Raw genomic sequence first — 20,396 nt, 5'->3', positions numbered from 1 at the left:
TACGTTTCTTCGCAATTTGGTGCGCTATCGGAATCGGGTTGCGCTGGTGGGAGCGGTGATGCGGGTACTATTCACAGTTTTCGCCGCCAAACCACATTTCTACAATCTGGTCCCGCTCGCTTGGGCGCTTCGCGCCGCCGGCCACGACGTGGTCGTCGCCAGCCAACCCGACTTGACCGAGATCATCACCGCTACCGGGCTCACGGCTGTCCCGGTCGGCGACGAACTCCAGCTAGTCCGGGCCTTCCAGGGCGGTCCCGACGATTCCGGGGCCAGCCCATGGCAACGGCTCACCGGCCTCAACGAACTCGACCCCCAGCGGCTCACCTGGCCGTACGTCCTCGGGGTCTTCACCATCGGCTGCGCCATGGAGTACGAATACCTCGCCGGCCAGCGGCTGCTCGACGACCTAGTGGAGTTCGCCCGCGAGTGGCGCCCCGACCTGGTGATCTGGGACGCGCTCACCTTCGCCGGCGCGATCGCCGCCCACGCCAGCGGCGCTGCCCACGCCCGTGTGCTGTTCGGCCAGGACCACGTGGCTCGGATGTTCGCCGTCTACCGGCAACACCTCGCCGCGCAACCTCCCGAGCACCGCGACGACCCGGTCAGCGACTGGCTCGCCGGCCGGCTCGACCGGTACGACCACCGCTACTCGCCCGCGCTGGACCACGAACTCATGACCGGCCAGGTCACCATCGATCCGACCCCGCCCTGGATGCAGCTACCCCTCGACCTCTCCTCGCTGCCGGTGCGCTACATACCCTTCAACGGGCCCACTAGCGTGCCCGGTTGGGTCCATCAGGCACCGGGCCGCCCCCGGGTGTGCCTGTCACTCGGGGTCTCGGGACGGGAGCTCTTCGGTGCCGGTGTGGTCAGCGGGCCGGATGACATCGTGACCGTCGCCGACGTCGTAGCAATCCTCGCCGAGTTCGACGTCGAAGTGGTCGCGACCCTCACCGAGGCCCAGCTCGGCGCCGCGGGCACCGCTCCGGACAACGTCCGGGTAGTGGAATTTGTGCCGCTCAACGAACTACTCCCGAGCTGCGCACTGATCATCCACCATGGTGGTTTCGGCACCACCGGAAACGCCGTGGCGCACGCGGTCCCGAGTATCATCATCCCCGCGCCATGGTGGGACGCGGCTAGCCTGGCCGAGCTACTGGAACAGCGCGGCGCCGGCTTCCTGGCCGACGACACGGTCCTCACCCGCGACGGCCTCCGCGACCGGATCGCCCGGCTGCTCGCCGATCCGTCCCACCGTGCCGCCGCAGCGGCGATCCAGGCCGAGCTCTCGACCGCCCCGAGCCCGCACGACCTCGTACCTCAGCTGGTCGCGCTGGTCGCGAGCCACCGCCGGCAACCCCGCCCGGAGGTGGCCCCGTGCGCGTCCTGATTTCGGTGTTGGCGGTCAAGACCCATCTCTACAACGTGGTTCCCCTGGCATGGGCCCTCCAAGCCGCCGGCCACCAGGTACGAGTCGCCAGTCAACCCGACCTCGCAGCGGCGATCACCGACGCCGGTCTCACCGCGGTGCCGGTCGGCGACGAACTCCGGATGGGGACAGCGCAAGGGCCCCGAAGCCAGACCTTCCGGGCCCACGAGGGCATCATGACCTCGCCTCATCCGGAACAACTCGAATGGCAGGAGGTACTGGGCGCCTTCACCGTGGCCTGCGCGGTCGAGTACGAGTACTTCGCCGGCGGGCAGATGCTCGACGACCTCGTCGACGTTGCCCGCGAGTGGCGCCCCGACCTAGTGATCTGGGACGCGCTCACCTTCGCCGGTGCCATCGCCGCCCGGGCCTGCGGCGCCGCCCACGCCCGCCTGCTCTTCGGCATCGACTACATATCCCGGATGCATCAGCGTTACCGTACGCTACTCGCGTCGATGCCGGCCGAACAGCGCGACGACCCGGTCCACGACTGGCTTGCCGCCCGGCTCGACCGGTACGGTTGCGCCACTGACCTCTCCGGCTCGGACACCGTCGAGCTGATGTCGGGGCAGTGGACGATCGACCCCACCCCGGAGTGGATGCAGCTGCCACTCGGACTCCCCCGGTTGCCGGTACGGATCGTTCCGTTCAACGGGGCCCGGCCAATCCCCGACTGGGTCTACGAGCCACCGCGCCGGGCCCGGGTGTGCCTGTCACTCGGCATGTCCGGGCGCGACCTCTTCGGCGGAGATGTCGTCTCGGCCGACGACCTGCTGGCCGCGCTCGGCGAACTCGACATCGAGCTCATCGCCACCCTCAACGCCGACCAACTCACCACCACCGACAACCTGCCCCCCAACATCCGCATCGTCGACTTCATACCCCTCAACGAACTCGCCCCCACCTGCGCGGCAGTCATCCACCACGGCGGCTTCGGCACCCTCGGCAACGTCCTCGTCCACGGCATACCCAGCCTCACCATCCCCGCCCCCTGGTGGGACGAAGCCGACCTAGGCCAACACCTCCACCACCGCAAAGCCGGCCAATACCTCCACCCCACCCAACTCACCACCGAAACCCTCACCACCGCCCTCAACCACCTCCTCCACGACCCCAGCTACCGCCACAACGCCCAAACCATCCAAACCGAGATCCGCCACACCCCCAGCCCCAACGACCTCACCACCACCCTCGAAAAACTCACCCACCAACACCGAAACCCGGCGCCACGCAGGCTGCCCTGAAGGAGCGACCGCCATGCGGATCTTGGCTACCGTCTTCGCCACCAAGCCGCACCTGTACAACCTGGTTCCGCTCGCCTGGGCGTTGCAGGCTGCCGGCCACGAGGTACGCGTCGCGAGCCACCCGGATCTGACCGAAGCGATCACCCGTACCGGGCTGACCGCGGTCCCGGTCGGCAACGAGCTGAACATGATGTCCTCGCTGCAGGAGCAAGCCGTCGACCCCGCGAATGCCTCTGCCGCCTGGGAAGACCTCACCTCCGGCATGCTCGAGACCCGACCCGAGCGACTCACCTGGCCGTACCTGCTCGGCTCGTTCACGATGGCCTGCTCCACCGACTACGAGTACCTCACCGACCAGGTGATGCTCGAAGAGCTGGTCGAGTTCGCTCAGTGGTGGCAGCCGGAGCTGGTGATCTGGGACGCGCTCACCTTCGCCGGCGCGATCGCCGCCCGGGCCTGCGGCGCCGCCCATGCCCGCATGCTCTTCGGCCTTGACCACATCTCCCGCATGTACTACCTGTACCGGCGCCATCTCAGTGAACAGCCACCGGAGTTGCGGGACGATCCGGTCAACGACTGGCTACAGGGGAGGCTAGACCTCGCCGGGGAACCCTTCCACCCTGACGACGCCGACGAGCTGATGACGGGGCAGTGGACGATCGACCCCACCCCGGAGTGGATGCAGCTGCCGCTGGAGGTGCCCTGCCTCCGAGTTCGCTACGTTCCGTTCAACGGGCCGGGCAGCCCCCCGGCCTGGGTCTACGAACCACCGCGCCGACCTCGGGTGTGCCTGTCACTCGGCATGTCCGGGCGCGACCTGCTGGGCGGAGACCTGATCTCGGCCGACGACCTGCTGGCCGCGCTCGGCGAACTCGACATCGAGCTCATCGCCACCCTCAACGCCGACCAACTCACCACCACCGACAACCTGCCCCCCAACATCCGCATCGTCGACTTCATACCCCTCAACGAACTCGCCCCCACCTGCGCGGCAGTCATCCACCACGGCGGCTTCGGCACCCTCGGCAACGTCCTCGTCCACGGCATACCCAGCCTCACCATCCCCGCCCCCTGGTGGGACGAAGCCGACCTAGGCCAACACCTCCACCACCGCAAAGCCGGCCAATACCTCCACCCCACCCAACTCACCACCGAAACCCTCACCACCGCCCTCAACCACCTCCTCCACGACCCCAGCTACCGCCACAACGCCCAAACCATCCAAACCGAGATCCGCCACACCCCCAGCCCCAACGACCTCACCACCACCCTCGAAAAACTCACCCACCAACACCGACGGCGCCGTCCTTCTGGCTGAGTCGGGTTGGTCACGGCACAGTGGCCACTACGGTCGAGACCCCTATTCAGCCGCTGGCCGCCCCTACCCGGCGATCACCTGGTGGTGGTGTGAAGGTCTCGGCTTTAGGCTCAGCGGAGATAGCTTCTGGTTACACGCTCCGCTATCCAATCGAGTAGGCGGGAGTCCGCGTGAAGGGCATCATCCTCGCTGGCGGGTCAGGATCACGCCTGCATCCTGCGACCGTCACAGTGTCCAAACAGCTGCTTCCCGTGTACGACAAACCGATGATCTACTATCCGTTGTCGGTGTTGATGCTCGCCAACATCCGAGACATCCTGATCATCACTACACCACGGGACCTGCACCAGTTCCGTTCCCTGCTCGGCGACGGCGCTACGCTCGGCCTCAACCTGGACTACAACGTCCAGCCTGAGCCACACGGCCTAGCCGAAGCCTTCCTGATCGGCGCCGGGCACATCGCCAACGACCCGGTCGCCCTGATCCTCGGCGACAACATCTTCCACGGTTACGGCTTCTCAGACCTGCTCCAGGCCAACACGACCGACATTGAGGGATGTGTCCTGTTCGGTTACCCGGTACACGATCCGTGGCGCTATGGCGTCGGTGAGACCGACGGATCGGGACGGCTGACCTCGATCGAGGAGAAACCGACGCAGCCCAGATCGAATCGGGCGATCACCGGGCTCTACTTTTACCGTAACGACGTGGTCGACATCGCGAAGAACATCCGGCCATCGGCACGCGGCGAGCTTGAGATAACCGACGTCAACCGGGTGTACGTGGAGCGGGGGACGGCGCGCCTGGTTGAGCTGGGTCGGGGCTTCGCCTGGCTGGACACGGGAACCCCGGATGCGCTTCTGCAGGCTTCCCAGTATCTCCAGACACTCGAACAGCGTCAGGGGGTACGAATCGCCTGCCTCGAGGAAGTGGCATTAAGGATGGGCTTCATCGACGCGGACACCTGCTACTCGCTCGGCCGGGCCCAAGCCCACTCACCGTACGGTCAGTACATCATGGATGTGGCGAGCGAAGTCGACCCGTCACCGATCCACCCAGGGACGTGACATGCGGATTCTGATCACCGGTGGTGCCGGGTTCATCGGCAGCCACTTCGTACGACAACTCGTCGGGGGCGCCTACCCAGAGCTATCCGGCGAGGATGTGACAGTCCTGGACAAGCTCACCTATGCAGGTAATCTCGCCAACCTGCGAACCGTCCTCGACCTCTCCGGCGTGCGCTTGGTGCAAGGCGACATCTGCGACGCTGCTCTGGTCGACTCACTGATGGCCGGTGTCGACCTGGTGGTCCACTTCGCAGCCGAGTCACACGTCGACCGCTCCATCCTCGATCCTGCTGGCTTCGTCCAGACCAATGTCGTCGGCACCCAGGTTCTGCTCCAATCGGCGCTCACGCACCAGGTCACCAGGTTCGTCCATGTCTCTACCGATGAGGTGTACGGGTCGATCGAGAGTGGCTCCTGGGACGAACAGTTCCCGCTCGAGCCGAACTCCCCCTACTCGGCTTCAAAGGCCGGATCGGACCTCCTAGTCCGCGCCTACCATCGGACCCACGGCCTGGATGCCTGCGTAACCCGGGCCTCAAACAACTACGGACCATACCAGTTCCCGGAGAAGGTGATCCCGCTCTTCGTGACCAATCTGCTGAACGGGATCCCAGTGCCGCTCTACGGAGACGGGCAGAACGTGCGGGACTGGCTTCACGTTGACGACCACTGCCGCGGCATCGCCCTGGTAGCGGCTAAGGGGAGGGCTGGCGAGGTCTACAACCTCGGAGGCGGAACAGAGCTGACTAACCGAGAGCTCACCGAGCTGCTCCTTCGCATCATGGGCTTTGACTCCTCGATGGTTCGTCCGGTCGCCGACCGCAAAGGGCACGACCTGCGCTACTCACTCGACATCGGCAAGGCCAGCCGGGAACTCGGTTACGCCCCAGCCATCGATGTGACCAGCGGCATCGAGCAGACGGTGGACTGGTACAAGCAGAATCGGGCCTGGTGGGAGCCGTTGAAAGCTTCGCCCACCGAGACCTGATCTACTCAGGTCCGCTGTGGACTGTCGTCTCCGATCGCGCCGGGGCTCAACACCAATGGCTGATCGCTACATCGCGTGGGCCGAGACGCCGTGCCGAGAGAGCTCTGATGGCAGATCGGTTCGCCGACTCACTTGGAGTTTCCGGTACACCCGGGTGAGATGCTGCTCGACCGTGCTGACAGTGATGTAGAGCTTGCGGCCGATCTCGCGATTGGTGTGTCCCACCGCCGCCAGCATCGCCACCTTCAACTCGGCCTCACTTAGGTTGTCGCCGGCGGTGGCAGGCGGCGGCGACGACTTCGCTGGTTTTCGGGCTTCCTGGTCCGCCCGCCCCGGCGGCTGGCCGGTGTGGAGCTGCGCGCCGCACTCCTTCGCCTCCTGGCCTGCCCGTCGGAGCACCAGACGGGCGCGACCGAGCTCGCCAAGTTCCCGATGGGCCTGCCCGAGCTCGGTGAGCGCTCGCGCGAGCTCCAGTCGGTCCCCGCTGCGCTCGAGCGTCGAGACGGCATCGCGCAACAGCGGCACCCGGTCCTTCAACTCCACACTGGCGGCCTGTAACCGCAGGGCAACCCCTCGGGCGCGAACTCCAAGCATCGATGCGGGCCGCTCCAACTGCTCGGTCACCAGGTCCCGGGCGCTCTTTCGCCGGCCGAGGCGGAGCTGCGCGAGCGCCAGGTCGCTGCGCCACGGCAGTGCTACCGGCAGGTCGACGCCCCACTTCCGGCTCAACGCCGCCGCCCGTTCGAAGTCGTCGAGCGCGGCGAGAGTACGTCCGGTGGCGAGCTGGTGGTGACCGCTAGCATGCAGGTACCTAGCGCCGAGCGGACTCTCGTAGAGCCGCTCCGGCACCGGTCGCTCCAACAGCTCGGCTGCTCGGGAGTGCCGGCCCATCGCTGTGTTCGCGAGGACCGTGACCGACAACGGCAACGCCACGAGGATTCCCCAGCTCTGGTTGTGCAGCAGCGCCAAGGCCGACTGCCCATCGGCGCTCGCACGCGCGAGATCGCCCTGCCGCCAGGCGATCTCCGCTCGAACCGCGCCAACCAGAGCCTGCCAGGTAGTGGCCCTGCGCCGCACCGCCTCATCCTGCAACATGTCGCACCAGTAAGTTGCCCGCCGCAGCCGGTCACCGTAGACCAGCGCCAACAGCGCAACGGCACCGACCTCCGGCGCCACCTCACCGAGGCATCCCTGCAGGATATGCTCGGCCGAGCTGACTACTTCGTCGGTCGGACCGCGGCTCCACATGGTGCTCAAGGACGAGGCTGCACGCAGCCACGGGTTACTCGCCAGCCCGCCCCGTTCCGGCGCGTGCAGTGTCGTCTGCAACTCGCCGCAACAGCGCTCCCCCGCTGGCCCGAACAGCCAGCCGACAGAGATCTTCAGCTCGGCGAGCGTCCAGACATCCGTCGGCCCCGCCGAGGTGTGGGCGAGCGTGAGTTGCTCGGTCGCGGCGGCCAGTTCCCCCTGCCACAACAGATGCCGAATGATCGGGACCGCATCCCGATAGGCGAGGTCGCCCGCACAGAGCGCGTCGTGCAACGGTTTCACATGGCGGGCGACCGCAGTCGGGTTGGCCCGCCAGGCTAGCCGCACCAGCGCCACCCGGAAGGCGAGCTTGTCACGTTCGTGCTCGCACGCCTGCATCGCCAGCTCTAGGCTCTGGGCAGCGAGCTCCGCGTCGTCGCCGCTGCTGTGGTCCGCCGCCTGCCGCAGCACCCGGACTGCCCACGGCCCAGGTACGGCATCAGCGACGACGAGGTGGCGCGCCACCTCGACCGTATCGGCTCCGGTCTCGTACAGCAGTTCCGCCGCGCGTAGATGGAGCCATGCCGCCTCCACCGCCGACAGGCTATCCAGCACGATCGTCCGCACCGGGTCACAGCGGAAGTTGCCGTCGACCAGAAGCCCGGCGGCGGTGAACACGTCGAGTGCCTCTGCGACCAGGTGGACCCGGATCACAAGGAGCTTACTGACCAACTCCGCATCGGCGGCCCGGCCCAGCACCGCCAGCCCGTGGGCGATCCGCAGAAACCGTGGCTCCCACCGGTGGAAGCAATCGAGCACTGCAGCCCGGTATGACTGGCCGAGCACCGGACCGGTGGCTGCGGCATCAAGGGATGCCGCGGCACGGGTCAGCTCCCGCCCATCGGTGGGTTGGCCGGCGGACCGCTGGTCCTCGACCAACGCGCTCAGCAGCAGTGGGTTTCCACCGCTGACATCGAAGCAACGCCCGACGAAACCGGTCGCCGAATCCAGGCCGCCCTCCTGGTCGAACAGGTCGGACACGCCCGCGCGCGACAACGGCCCGAGGGTGATCCGCCGCTGGGGTTGCCTGGTCACCTCGGCCCGTAGCAACGGCCGGGCCAGACTCGGCCGTTGCCACTCAGTCATTACCAGCAGCACCCGCGCGGACCGCATCCGCCGTCGGAGACTCAGCAGGACCTGCAGCGAATCGGCGTCTACGAACTGGATGTCATCAACGAGGATCACCAGCGGGTTGTCGTTGGCCAAGCCGAGCAGCGCCGAGGTCAGACTCTGCACCATCCGTACGTCCGCATAGCGCAGCACCGTACGATCGGGGTGGGCCTCGCCCACCTCCTCGGCACCGCCGGGGCCGGTAGGCTCCGACTCGGAACTGGCAAACTTGGCCAACCGGTCGGCGAGGTCGGGCTGAAGGGCCACGTCAAAAAGCAACTGACCGATGACACCCATGCGGAGTGCCCGTTCAGCGTGAGCGCCGGTCGCGCTCAACAGGGTCGACCCGGATTGGATGACCTGCTCGGTGAACGCCTGCAGCAACTCCGTCTTGCCGCTGGCGAGCCCACCACCGATGACCACTGTCTGGCCCCGGCCGGTCTCGCACTCCTTCAGGGAGTCACCCAAGCACCCGAGCTCGACATCTCTTTCTATCAGCATATTGGCAAACTCAATCCTTGGTCAACCAGTTGCTTCAAGATCACTCGCGGTCGATTTTAGAGTAGATCAGCGACGAGAGCAACTCTCGCGTTGGATGTCCGACAGCCCTATCGCCGGCCGATACCGTCCAGATAACCAGCGACGAGGATCGACACCGGGCCACCGTCAACTGCTGACGAAACAACAAGACTCCGCGGTCGCCGCGTCAACCGCCGGTGGAGCGCGCCACCCCAGGCTCGGGCGTCCACAGTGCTCACGGCGATTGTGGATCAGGAACAGGCAATACCGACTGCCTTCGATTCATAATGCCTGCCGGCACGCGACACCGCAGCAATAGCTACTATTGATTGATGGCCATGCCGACATGTCGCCACCCAGATTGGTGACGGGGGCGCGATCGGCCAGAGCAAACATTCCTTTACACGCCAGCAAACCGGGCAAACACGAATGCAATCACCGCGCCGCCATACATTCACCTCAGCAAACGTTCAGAGTACGATGACAATGGACATGTCATAATAATCAGACAAAAAACCGAAGATCACGGAGCGCCAGGACCAAGCTCCTCGTCGAGGATGTCGAAGAGTTCGACCGCGCTCGCGTCTGCGAGCCCCGCCGACTGCGGTTCGCGCTCCGAGGTCGAGTCCCAGCGCGTCACGAGCGCGCGCAGCCGGGCCACGAGCGCCGACCGCTGCTCGGGCGATGACCCCGAATCCGCCAGCAGCCTCTCTAGCCGAGCAAGCGGCTCCGCGGCCCCGTCAGCATCGCCGGCATTGTCGGCAGGATCTGCGAACAGCCGTGACTCGAGCCAGGTCGCCAGTGTCTCTACCGACGGGTGGTCGAAGATCAACGTCGCCGGCATGGGCTCACCAGTGACCGACGCCAGCCGGTTCCGAAGTTCCAACGCGGTCAGCGAGTCGAACCCAAGGTCCAAGAAGCCGCGTCCTAGATCGACCGCGCTCGGATCGCGATGGCCCAGTACCTGCGCAGCCTCCGCCTGGATCAGCGCCCGGAGCCGCTCCTGACGCTCCGCCGCGGAGAGATCGGCGAGCAGTTGCCACCCTTCTTTCCCGTCCCCGGGAGCGGCGTCACCCAACTCCTCGGCAGCCCTCGGGCCGCGATCCCCTAAACCGACCAAGTCCCGAAAGACCGCAGGCACCGGCTGGCCGGAAGTCCGCACCGCCGCCACATCGATCCGGGCCGGCACCAGCGCGGCATAGTCGCTGGTGAGGGCCGAGTCGAACATCCTCAGCCCGTCCTCGACCCGTAACGGGGCGATACCCCCGCGGGCAAGCCGTGCGAGATCGGCTTCGCCCAGCCGCCCCGCCATCTGGCTACCCACCGTCTCGGGGTTCTCCCACAGCCCCCACGCCAGCGAGACAGCCGGCAGCCCCTGTGCCCGGCGATACTCCGCCAACCCGTCCAGGGCCGCGTTCGCCGCCGCATAACCTCCCTGACCAGCGGCTCCCGCTATCCCCGCGATCGAGGAGAAGAAGATCAGCGGCACCTCCCCCAACAACTCGTGCAACCCCCACGCACCATCCACCTTCGCCGACAAAACCCGCCCCAACCGCTCCATCGACAACCCACTCACCACCCCGTCATCCACCACTCCAGCCGCATGCACCACCCCCGACAACCCACCACCAACCTCACCCAACAACCCCACCAACGCCTCCCGATCACCCACATCACACCCAAACACCCGCACCCGCGCACCAACCGACTCCAACTCCCCCACCAAACCCTCAACCCCCACCGCACCCCACCCACGACGACTCACCAACACCACATCCCGCACCCCACACCCCACCACCAAATGCCGCGCCACCAACGCCCCCAAACCACCCGTACCACCAGTCACCAACACCGCACCACCACCAAAACCACCAACCGACCCACCACTGCCCACCGACCCCGCCACCTCCGACACCCGCACCAACCGCGGCACAAACACCCCACCACCCCGTACCACCACCTCAGGCTCACCCTCACCCACCAACCCCCCAACCACACCCGCAACATCCCCCACACCATCCACATCCACCAACCCGAACCGACCAGGATTCTCCGCCTCCGCAGCCCGGACCAACCCCCACACGGCGCTGTTGATGATCTCGGTCCGCTCCCCGTTGCCACCGCGAGTCATCACCATCAATCTCATGCCCACGAAGCGGCCGCCGGCGAGCCAGGCTTGGATCATCTCCAAGACCTTGGACAGACTGTCCCGAAGCTGCTGCTCGAAACCGTCCGTACCGGTCGCGTCACACTGCCACCAGACGAGTTCGGGGGCCGCGCCCCCGGCCAGGGCAAGACCGAGCGAGTCCAGGTCCGGGTAGACCGCGGCCATACGCGCCTTCGACCCCATGCCGCTCCAGAGGTCACGCTCACCCAAGAACACCAGATTCCCAGGTTGCGGTGACGACGAGGCGGGTCGGCGAGGCACCAGCGCAACCCGGTACATCGACTCCGGCCGCTGCGACCGAAACATCTCCCGGTCCACCGGGCGAGCAACGACCGAACCCACGCTCGCCAACAACTGCCCTTCCGAGTCCCGAAGCTCGATCCCGATCGAGTCGTCAGCGTGTCTGGTCACGGCGGCGGAGACGACACCGTGCGAAGCCCCATGAACCTCGACATCGTTCCAAACAAACGGGAGCTCGACGGCGCCGCCGCCACCACGGGACACCAGCGGATGCATGGCGGCGTCCAGCACCGCAGGGTGCGGACCGCACCATTGCCCTGAACCGCCACCATCACCGTCCAGCTCGACGAAGGTCCAGGCGGCGGTCGCACTGGCAGAACGGACCCGACGGAACTCGACGCCGTACGCCAGCCCTTCCTTCGCCAAGCCGGCGTACATATCAGCCGCCGTACCGATGGTCGGCTCGGCCGCCTCCGAGCGCTCCGACGCCGTTGTTGCGGCGAGCGCAGCCACCCCATTCGGGGCCAGGCTGCCCCTGGCATGTTGAACCCATTCAGAAGATCCTTCGGGCCGGGAGCACACGACAAACCCGCGTTCACCCTCCCCGCCCGGGTCGGCTACCACTACCTGGACCGCGACTCCGCCCGACTCCGGCAGCAGCAATGGGGACTCAAGCACCAACTCACGTATGGCGGAGCAGCCAACCCAGGCACCAGCGGCCAGGCCCAACTCGACGAAGACGGTCCCGGGAACGACGACGGTTCCGTGGACCTGGTGATCAGCAAGCCACGGGTGCGTCGTCATCGACCACCGACCTGTCAACACCAGACCATCGTCGACAGCGCTGGGCACGGCCGCCGCCAATAGCGGGTGCCCGACCGCCTGCTGGCCAACCACGGTGACATCGCTACCACTGGGCATTGGGTCCAGCCAGTACCGCTGGTGTTGGAACGCATACGTCGGCAGATCCACCCACCGACCACCAACCAACACCCGAGACCAATCCACCACCCCACCCGACACCCACACCCGCGACACACCCACCAACAACCCCTCCACCTCACCCAACCCACCAACCCCACCCAACAACGACGCAAACACCAACCCACCAACCCCACCCTCAGACCCCTCCACCACCCGCCGCGCCAAACCACCCAACACCCCACCCGGCCCCACCTCCACAAACCGCGACACACCCAACCCCCGCAAACAACCCACCACATCACCAAACCTCACCTCAGACCGCACCTGCGACACCCAATACCCCGGATCCGACCACTCCCCACCCACCACCCCACCCAACACCGACGACACCGCCACCACCCCACCCGAAACCCCACCCCAACCCAACCCACCAATCGCCTCCCCAAACTCACCCAACATCGGCTCCATCAACCCCGAATGAAACGCATGCGACACCCGCAACCACGACACCCGCGCACCCAACCCCTCCAACACCCCCACCACCGACACCACACACTCCTCCACACCCGACAACACCAACTCACCACCACCATTCACCGCAGCCACATCCACACCATCCACTAACAAACCCCGCACCCGCTCCTCCCCCACACCCGACACCGCCACCATCACCCCACCCGACGGCAACCCATCCATCAACCCACCCCGCACCGCCACCAACCGACACGCATCCTCCAACCCCAACACCCCCACCACATACGCCGCCGCCACCTCACCCACCGAATGCCCCACCACCACATCCACACCCACACCCCACGACTCCAACAACCGAAACAACGCCACCTCCACCGCAAACAACCCCGCCTGCGCAAACACCGTCCGATCCACATCACCACCCACACCCTCAAACACCACACCCCGCAACCCACACCCCAACAACCCATCAAACACCCCACACACCTCATCAAACACCTCACGAAACACACCAAACGCCCCATACAACCCACGACCCATACCCACCCGCTGCGACCCCTGACCCGAAAACATAAACACCGTCCGACCACCCACCACCTCACCCAACACCACCGAACCACCCACACCCACCACCTCACCACCACCACCAGCAACCCCCGACAACAAACCCACCACCCCACCAACACCACCATCAACACCACCACCATCAGCCACCACCACCGCCCGACACCCCAACCCCGCCCGACCCACACCCAACGACCAACCCACATCACCCAAACCCACACCCCCACCACCCACCAAACCCACCAACCCACCCAACTGCCCCCGCAACCCACCCCAACCCACACCCGACACCGGCAACACCACCGGCAACCCACCACCAACAGCAGCAGCCTCCCCCGCCGACACCTCCACCGGCGACCCCGCCGACACCCCCGCCTCCACCGGCGGCGCCTCCTCAACGATCACATGCGCATTCGTCCCACTAATCCCAAACGACGACACCCCCGCCCGCCGCACCCGACCACCCACCGAACGCCACTCCACCGCCTCCCGCAACAACTCCACCCCACCAGACGACCAATCCACCTCACCCGACGGCACATCCACATGCAACGTCCGCGGCAACCACCCAAACCGCAACGCCAACACCATCTTGATCACACCAGCCACCCCAGCCGCCGCCTGCGCATGACCAATATTCGACTTCAACGACCCCAACCACAACGGACCCACCCCACCCCGACCCCGCCCATACGTCCCCAACAACGCCCCCACCTCAATCGGATCCCCCAACGACGTCCCCGTCCCATGCCCCTCCACCACATCCACATCCCCCACCCCCACACCAGCCGACCCCAACGCCGCCCGAATCACCCGCTCCTGCGCCGGACCATTCGGCGCCGTCAACCCATTCGACGCCCCATCCTGATTCACCGCCGAACCCCGCACCACCGCCAACACCCGACGACCCGCCGCCCGCGCATCCGACAACCGCTCCAACAACAGCAGTCCAACCCCTTCAGACCACCCAGTCCCGTTGGCGCCCTCCCCGAAGGCACGGCAACGACCATCCGGGGACAGCGCCCGCTGTTCGGAGAACTCCACAAACATCGCTGGTGTGGCCATTACTGTTACCCCACCCGCCAACGCCATACTGCACTCGCCACTACGCAACGCCTGCACCGCCTGATGCAACGCCACCAACGACGACGAACACGCCGTATCCACCGTCACCGCCGGCCCCTCCAGACCAAGGTGATACGCCACCCGACCAGAGACCAGACTTCCCCCGCTGCCGTTCGGGCCATAGTCGTGGTACATCACCCCGGCGTACACACCGGTAGCACTACCCCGCAGCCCCGAAGGATCTATGCCAGCTCGCTCGATTGTCTCCCACGCGGTTTGCAACACAAGCCGTTGCTGCGGGTCCATCGACAAGGCCTCACGCGGGCTGATCCCAAAGAACTCCGCGTCGAAGTTCGCGGCATCGTACAAGAAGCCGCCTTCGGCAACATAGCTCGTGCCCGACCGCTCTGCCTCTGGGTCGAAGAGCCTCTCAATGTCCCAGCCTCGATCCCGAGGGAATGGACCCACCGCATCCGCACCCGACCACACCAACTCCCAGAGATCTTCGGGCGAGGTCACACCTCCCGGCAACCGACACCCCATCCCCACAATCGCCACCGGATCGTCGTGGTCGGGCTGCGCTGAATCCGTCGCTGGGGCGACGTCTGGTGCGACCTGGCCGTACAGTTCGGCCGCCAGATGGGAAGCGACTTCACGACAGGTTGGATAGTCGAATATGAGCGTCGCCGGCAGCCGCAATCCAGTGGTCGAGCCGAGCTGGTTCCGCAGTTCAATTGCTGCCAGCGAATCGAAGCCGAGCTCTTTAAAAGGTCGGTCCGGTTGGATCGCAGTGGTGTCACCATGGCCCAAGACGGCTGCGACCTGCTCGGTGACAAGCTTCATCAGGTCCACACGCTGCGGCGAGGAAACATCGCGATCGCTCAGTCGCTCCGGAGTGGCGATCGCCGCGCTCCGCCGCTGCGACGGCACCAGTCCGCGAAGCGTGGCGGGCAGGTCAGCAGAACGACTCCGGAGCGCTGCTCCGCTCAGTTCCACAGGGACGATCACCCCCTGGGGCATCGACAGCACCGCGTCGAACGTCGCCAGCGCCACTGCGGTGCTCATCGGCGGAGTCCCGAGCCGAGCAAGCCGTTGCCGGCCGGACTCGCCCAGCTCGCCCGCCATACCGCCCGCTTCGGCCCAGGGCCCCCAGGCCAATGCCAGCCCCGGCAGTCCGTGGAGAGAGCGGAACTCCGCTAGGCCATCCAGGAACGCATTAGCGGCCGCGTAACTCGCCTGCCCGGCAGCCAGAACGCTACTGGCCGCGGAGGAGAAGAGGATGAAAGCGCTCAGGCTCATCTCCGCGGTCAATTCGTGAAGGTGCCATGCGGCGTCGACCTTGGCCCGCAGTACATTTCGAATCTGGGTGTCCGTGACGCTGTCGATGGGGGACGCATCGGACACGCCGGCGACGTGGATCACGGCGGTAACGGGATGCTCAGCGGGGACAGCTTCGATCGCCCGCGCCAGCTCCTCACGGTCGGCCACGTCGCAGGCGAGGATCGCGACCGACGCGCCTGCCGCGGCAAGTTCATCGCGGAGTTCAGCGGCACCGGGCGCCGCTGGACCCCGCCGGCTGAGCAGCATCAGTTGTCGAACCGAGTGCTCCGACACCAGGTGACGAGCCAGCGCCCCGCCTAGGCCACCGGTGCCTCCAGTGATCAAGACCGTACCTTCAGCACCCAACCTCGCGCGGACGTCAGATCGGGGCTGGGCTTCGCCCAGCCTCGGCACCAGGATCTCCCCCTCGCAGATGGCGAGCTCGGGTTCCCCACCGTGACCGATCGCGGCCAGGACACCCCGGATTGACATCTCGTTCTGGTCGATGTCCAGCAGCGTGAAACGGCCCGGATGCTCAGCCTGAGCGGCTCGTACCAGTCCCCACACTGGGCTCTGCGCGGGAGAGATGTCACTGCCGTCGATGGCGCGGGTGGCGCACCGGGTTACGATGACTAGTCTGGTGTTTTCCAGTCGAGCATCACGGAGCCATGCCTGCAGTTCCGCTACGACTACAGACACAATTCGCTGGACCAGGCTCGGCAACTCGACGTTCGGCCCTGCAGGAGCATCGCTGGCGTCCCCGCGAGCGGCCTCTTCCACAGCGGATACATCGAGCACTGCCCCGACCGGAGGCGCTGCACGACCATCAAGGGAGTGGATGAGCGCCCCGACCGAGGGGTAGGTGCCAACCTCGCCGAGAATGCTTCGGCGAGGTCCGTCGGTTGCGCCGCTGGCAATCTCGACCCACCCTGCGCTGTCCGCCGGAAGGGCTGGTTCGCTCACGTGATGCCAATTCATCCGGTAGAGATGCCCCGACCTGGTGCCAATGTCGTCAATAGCCACTGGCCGGCTCACCACTGAGCGGACAGACACGACAGGGTCACCGGCCAGGTCATAGGCGACAAGCGAGGTTTCCTCGTCGCCCCGAAGACGACGAACGCACGCCCGAACCGCCCGCGCACCGTGAGCGTGCAGACGCACATCATTCCACACAAACGGCATCAAAGCGGTCTGTTGGTCGAGATCCTCAACAAGACCGGCATGGAAAATTGCGTCGAAGAGTGCCGGATGCAGACCAAACCCGGAACCATCAACCCCCTCCGGCAACACCACCTCCGCAAACACCTCATCACCACGCCGCCACGCCCCCCGCAAACCCCGAAACACCGGACCATAGCCATAACCCCGAACACCCAACCGCTCATACGCATCACCCACCTCCAACCGCACCCCACCCACCGGCGGCCACTCACCCAACACACCAACCCCACCACCCAAACCACCCGAACCCAACACACCCACCCCATGCCGAACCCACTCCCGCCCCACAACCCCATCCTGAACACACGAATACACAGCCACCGACCGACCACCCACACCATCCACACCACCCACCACCACCTGCACCGCCACACCACCCGACTCCGGCAACACCAACGGCGCCTCCAACGCCAACTCCCGCACCACCGAAGCCCCAACCCGCTCACCCGCATGCAAAACCAACTCAACAAACGCCGTCCCCGGCACAATCACCCGCCCCTGCACCACATGATCAGCAAGCCACGGATGCGTCGCCAACGACCACCGCCCCGTCAACACCGCACCGTCCGAGTTGGGATCCGGGATCGCGGCAGCCAGCGCCGAATGGTCGATCGGCGCCAGGCCTGCTCGCTCAAGGCCCGCATGTGACGTGGTTGAGGAGGCGTTCCAGTACCGCTGGTGTTGGAACGCATACGTCGGCAGATCCACCCACCGACCACCAACCAACACCCGAGACCAATCCACCACCCCACCCGACACCCACACCCGCGACACACCCACCAACAACCCCTCCACCTCACCCAACCCACCAACCCCACACCCAACAACGACGCAAACACCAACCCACCAACCCCACCCTCAGACCCCTCCACCACCCGCCGCGCCAAACCACCCAACACCCCACCCGGCCCCACCTCCACAAACCGCGACACACCCAACCCCCGCAAACAACCCACCACATCACCAAACCTCACCTCAGACCGCACCTGCGACACCCAATACCCCGGATCCGACCACTCCCCACCCACCACCCCACCCAACACCGACGACACCGCCACCACCCCACCCGAAACCCCACCCCAACCCAACCCACCAATCGCCTCCCCAAACTCACCCAACATCGGCTCCATCAACCCCGAATGAAACGCATGCGACACCCGCAACCACGACACCCGCGCACCCAACCCCTCCAACACCCCCACCACCGACACCACACACTCCTCCACACCCGACAACACCAACTCACCACCACCATTCACCGCAGCCACATCCACACCATCCACTAACAAACCCCGCACCCGCTCCTCCCCCACACCCGACACCGCCACCATCACCCCACCCGACGGCAACCCATCCATCAACCCACCCCGCACCGCCACCAACCGACACGCATCCTCCAACCCCAACACCCCCACCACATACGCCGCCGCCACCTCACCCACCGAATGCCCCACCACCACATCCACACCCACACCCCACGACTCCAACAACCGAAACAACGCCACCTCCACCGCAAACAACCCCGCCTGCGCAAACACCGTCCGATCCACATCACCACCCACACCCTCAAACACCACACCCCGCAACCCACACCCCAACAACCCATCAAACACCCCACACACCTCATCAAACACCTCACGAAACACACCAAACGCCCCATACAACCCACGACCCATACCCACCCGCTGCGACCCCTGACCCGAAAACATAAACACCGTCCGACCACCCACCACCTCACCCAACACCACCGAACCACCCACACCCACCACCTCACCACCACCACCAGCAACCCCCGACAACAAACCCACCACCCCACCAACACCACCATCAACACCACCACCATCAGCCACCACCACCGCCCGACACCCCAACCCCGCCCGACCCACACCCAACGACCAACCCACATCACCCAAACCCACACCCCCACCACCCACCAAACCCACCAACCCACCCAACTGCCCCCGCAACCCACCCCAACCCACACCCGACACCGGCAACACCACCGGCAACCCACCACCAACAGCAGCAGCCTCCCCCGCCGACACCTCCACCGGCGACCCCGCCGACACCCCCGCCTCCACCGGCGGCGCCTCCTCAACGATCACATGCGCATTCGTCCCACTAATCCCAAACGACGACACCCCCGCCCGCCGCACCCGACCACCCACCGAACGCCACTCCACCGCCTCCCGCAACAACTCCACCCCACCAGACGACCAATCCACCTCACCCGACGGCACATCCACATGCAACGTCCGCGGCAACCACCCAAACCGCAACGCCAACACCATCTTGATCACACCAGCCACCCCAGCCGCCGCCTGCGCATGACCAATATTCGACTTCAACGACCCCAACCACAACGGACCCACCCCACCCCGACCCCGCCCATACGTCCCCAACAACGCCCCCACCTCAATCGGATCCCCCAACGACGTCCCCGTCCCATGCCCCTCCACCACATCCACATCCCCCACCCCCACACCAGCCGACCCCAACGCCGCCCGAATCACCCGCTCCTGCGCCGGACCATTCGGCGCACTGAAACCACTTGACGCCCCATCCTGATTCACCGCCGAACCCCGCACCACCGCCAACACCCGACGACCCGCCGCCCGCGCATCCGACAACCGCTCCAAAACCAGCACACCAGCGCCCTCCGCCCACCCCGTACCATCCGCATCCGCCGAAAACGACTTACACCGACCATCCCGCGCCAACCCTTGTTGCCGACTAAACTCCACAAAGGTCTCCGGTGTGGCCATCACCGTCACCCCACCCACCAACGCCATACCGCACTCGCCACTACGCAACGCCTGCACCGCCAGATGCAACGCCACCAACGACGACGAACACGCCGTATCCACCGTCACCGCCGGCCCCTCCAGACCAAGGTGATACGCCACCCGACCAGAGACCAAACTTCCGTCGCTGTTGCTTCCGGCATAGTCGTGGTACATCACCCCGGCGTACACACCGGTACGGCTCCCCCGCAGCCCCGAAGGATCAATACCCGCCCGCTCCAACGCCTCCCACGACACCTCCAACAACAACCGCTGCTGCGGATCCATCGCCAACGCCTCACGCGGACTAATCCCAAAAAACTCCGCATCAAAACCAGCCGCGTCATACAGAAACCCACCCTCCACCACATAACTCGACCCCGCCCGCTCCCCATCCGGATCAAACAACCCCTCCACATCCCACCCACGATCCCGCGGAAACGGACCCACCGCATCCACACCCGCCCACACCAAATCCCACAAATCCTCCGGAGACCCCACACCCCCCGGCAACCGACACCCCATCCCCACAATCGCGATCGGCTCGGTAGACGCTGCGGTCAAGCGATCGTTCTGCCGACGCAAACGTTCGTTTTCAAGCAGTGATTCACGGAGAGCTGCGACAACCTGGTCCGCGGAGGTGCTCATTGAT

The 20,396-nt window shown here is 65.9% G+C and carries 7 protein-coding genes and 1 pseudogene; 5 read left to right on the top strand and 3 right to left on the bottom strand.

The window, feature by feature from the left end:
* The first annotated feature begins 58 nt into the window (after window positions 1-58).
* The 5 genes from JQS43_RS06865 (at window position 59) to rfbB (ending at window position 6,049) form a co-directional block, all read left to right on the top strand.
* Entirely contained in the window at window positions 59-1,393 is a 1,335-nt protein-coding gene (locus JQS43_RS06865) for an activator-dependent family glycosyltransferase (protein ID WP_239678219.1), read from the top strand.
* Window positions 1,381-2,676, top strand: coding sequence for an activator-dependent family glycosyltransferase (locus JQS43_RS06860; protein ID WP_239678218.1), 1,296 nt, complete (start codon window positions 1,381-1,383; stop codon window positions 2,674-2,676). The genes JQS43_RS06865 and JQS43_RS06860 overlap by 13 nt, the downstream gene beginning before the upstream one ends.
* A 13-nt stretch (window positions 2,677-2,689) precedes the next feature.
* Complete coding sequence (locus JQS43_RS06855) at window positions 2,690-3,994, top strand: activator-dependent family glycosyltransferase (protein WP_239678217.1); 1,305 nt, start codon at window positions 2,690-2,692, stop codon at window positions 3,992-3,994.
* Between the two features lie 170 nt (window positions 3,995-4,164).
* Window positions 4,165-5,061: a glucose-1-phosphate thymidylyltransferase RfbA gene (gene rfbA, locus JQS43_RS06850; protein WP_239678216.1), complete on the top strand. Its 897-nt coding sequence runs from the start codon at window positions 4,165-4,167 to the stop codon at window positions 5,059-5,061.
* A 1-nt stretch (window position 5,062) separates the two neighbouring features.
* On the top strand, window positions 5,063-6,049 hold the full coding sequence (gene rfbB / locus JQS43_RS06845; RefSeq protein WP_239678215.1) for a dTDP-glucose 4,6-dehydratase: 987 nt from the start codon (window positions 5,063-5,065) through the stop codon (window positions 6,047-6,049).
* A 66-nt stretch (window positions 6,050-6,115) separates the two neighbouring features.
* Here the strand turns inward: rfbB and JQS43_RS06840 are convergent, their stop codons facing one another.
* From JQS43_RS06840 to JQS43_RS26025, 3 genes and pseudogenes are all read right to left on the bottom strand, one after another.
* The gene (locus tag JQS43_RS06840) at window positions 6,116-8,968 is read right to left on the bottom strand and encodes a helix-turn-helix transcriptional regulator (RefSeq protein WP_275581040.1); all 2,853 of its coding nucleotides are present in this window, start codon (window positions 8,966-8,968) and stop codon (window positions 6,116-6,118) included.
* A gap of 541 nt (window positions 8,969-9,509) precedes the next feature.
* Window positions 9,510-17,756: a type I polyketide synthase gene (locus JQS43_RS26030; RefSeq protein WP_420847682.1), complete on the bottom strand. Its 8,247-nt coding sequence runs from the start codon at window positions 17,754-17,756 to the stop codon at window positions 9,510-9,512.
* 98 nt (window positions 17,757-17,854) lie between these two features.
* Window positions 17,855-20,392 (bottom strand): annotated as a pseudogene (locus JQS43_RS26025) (type I polyketide synthase); the annotation flags it as partial.
* Between the last annotated feature and the right edge of the window lie 4 nt (window positions 20,393-20,396).

It is taken from the genome of Natronosporangium hydrolyticum (assembly GCF_016925615.1).
Taxonomy (GTDB): Bacteria; Actinomycetota; Actinomycetes; order Mycobacteriales; family Micromonosporaceae; genus Natronosporangium; species Natronosporangium hydrolyticum.
Note: the sequence above shows the minus strand (reverse complement) of the source record. Positions and strands in the feature narration are given on the sequence as shown.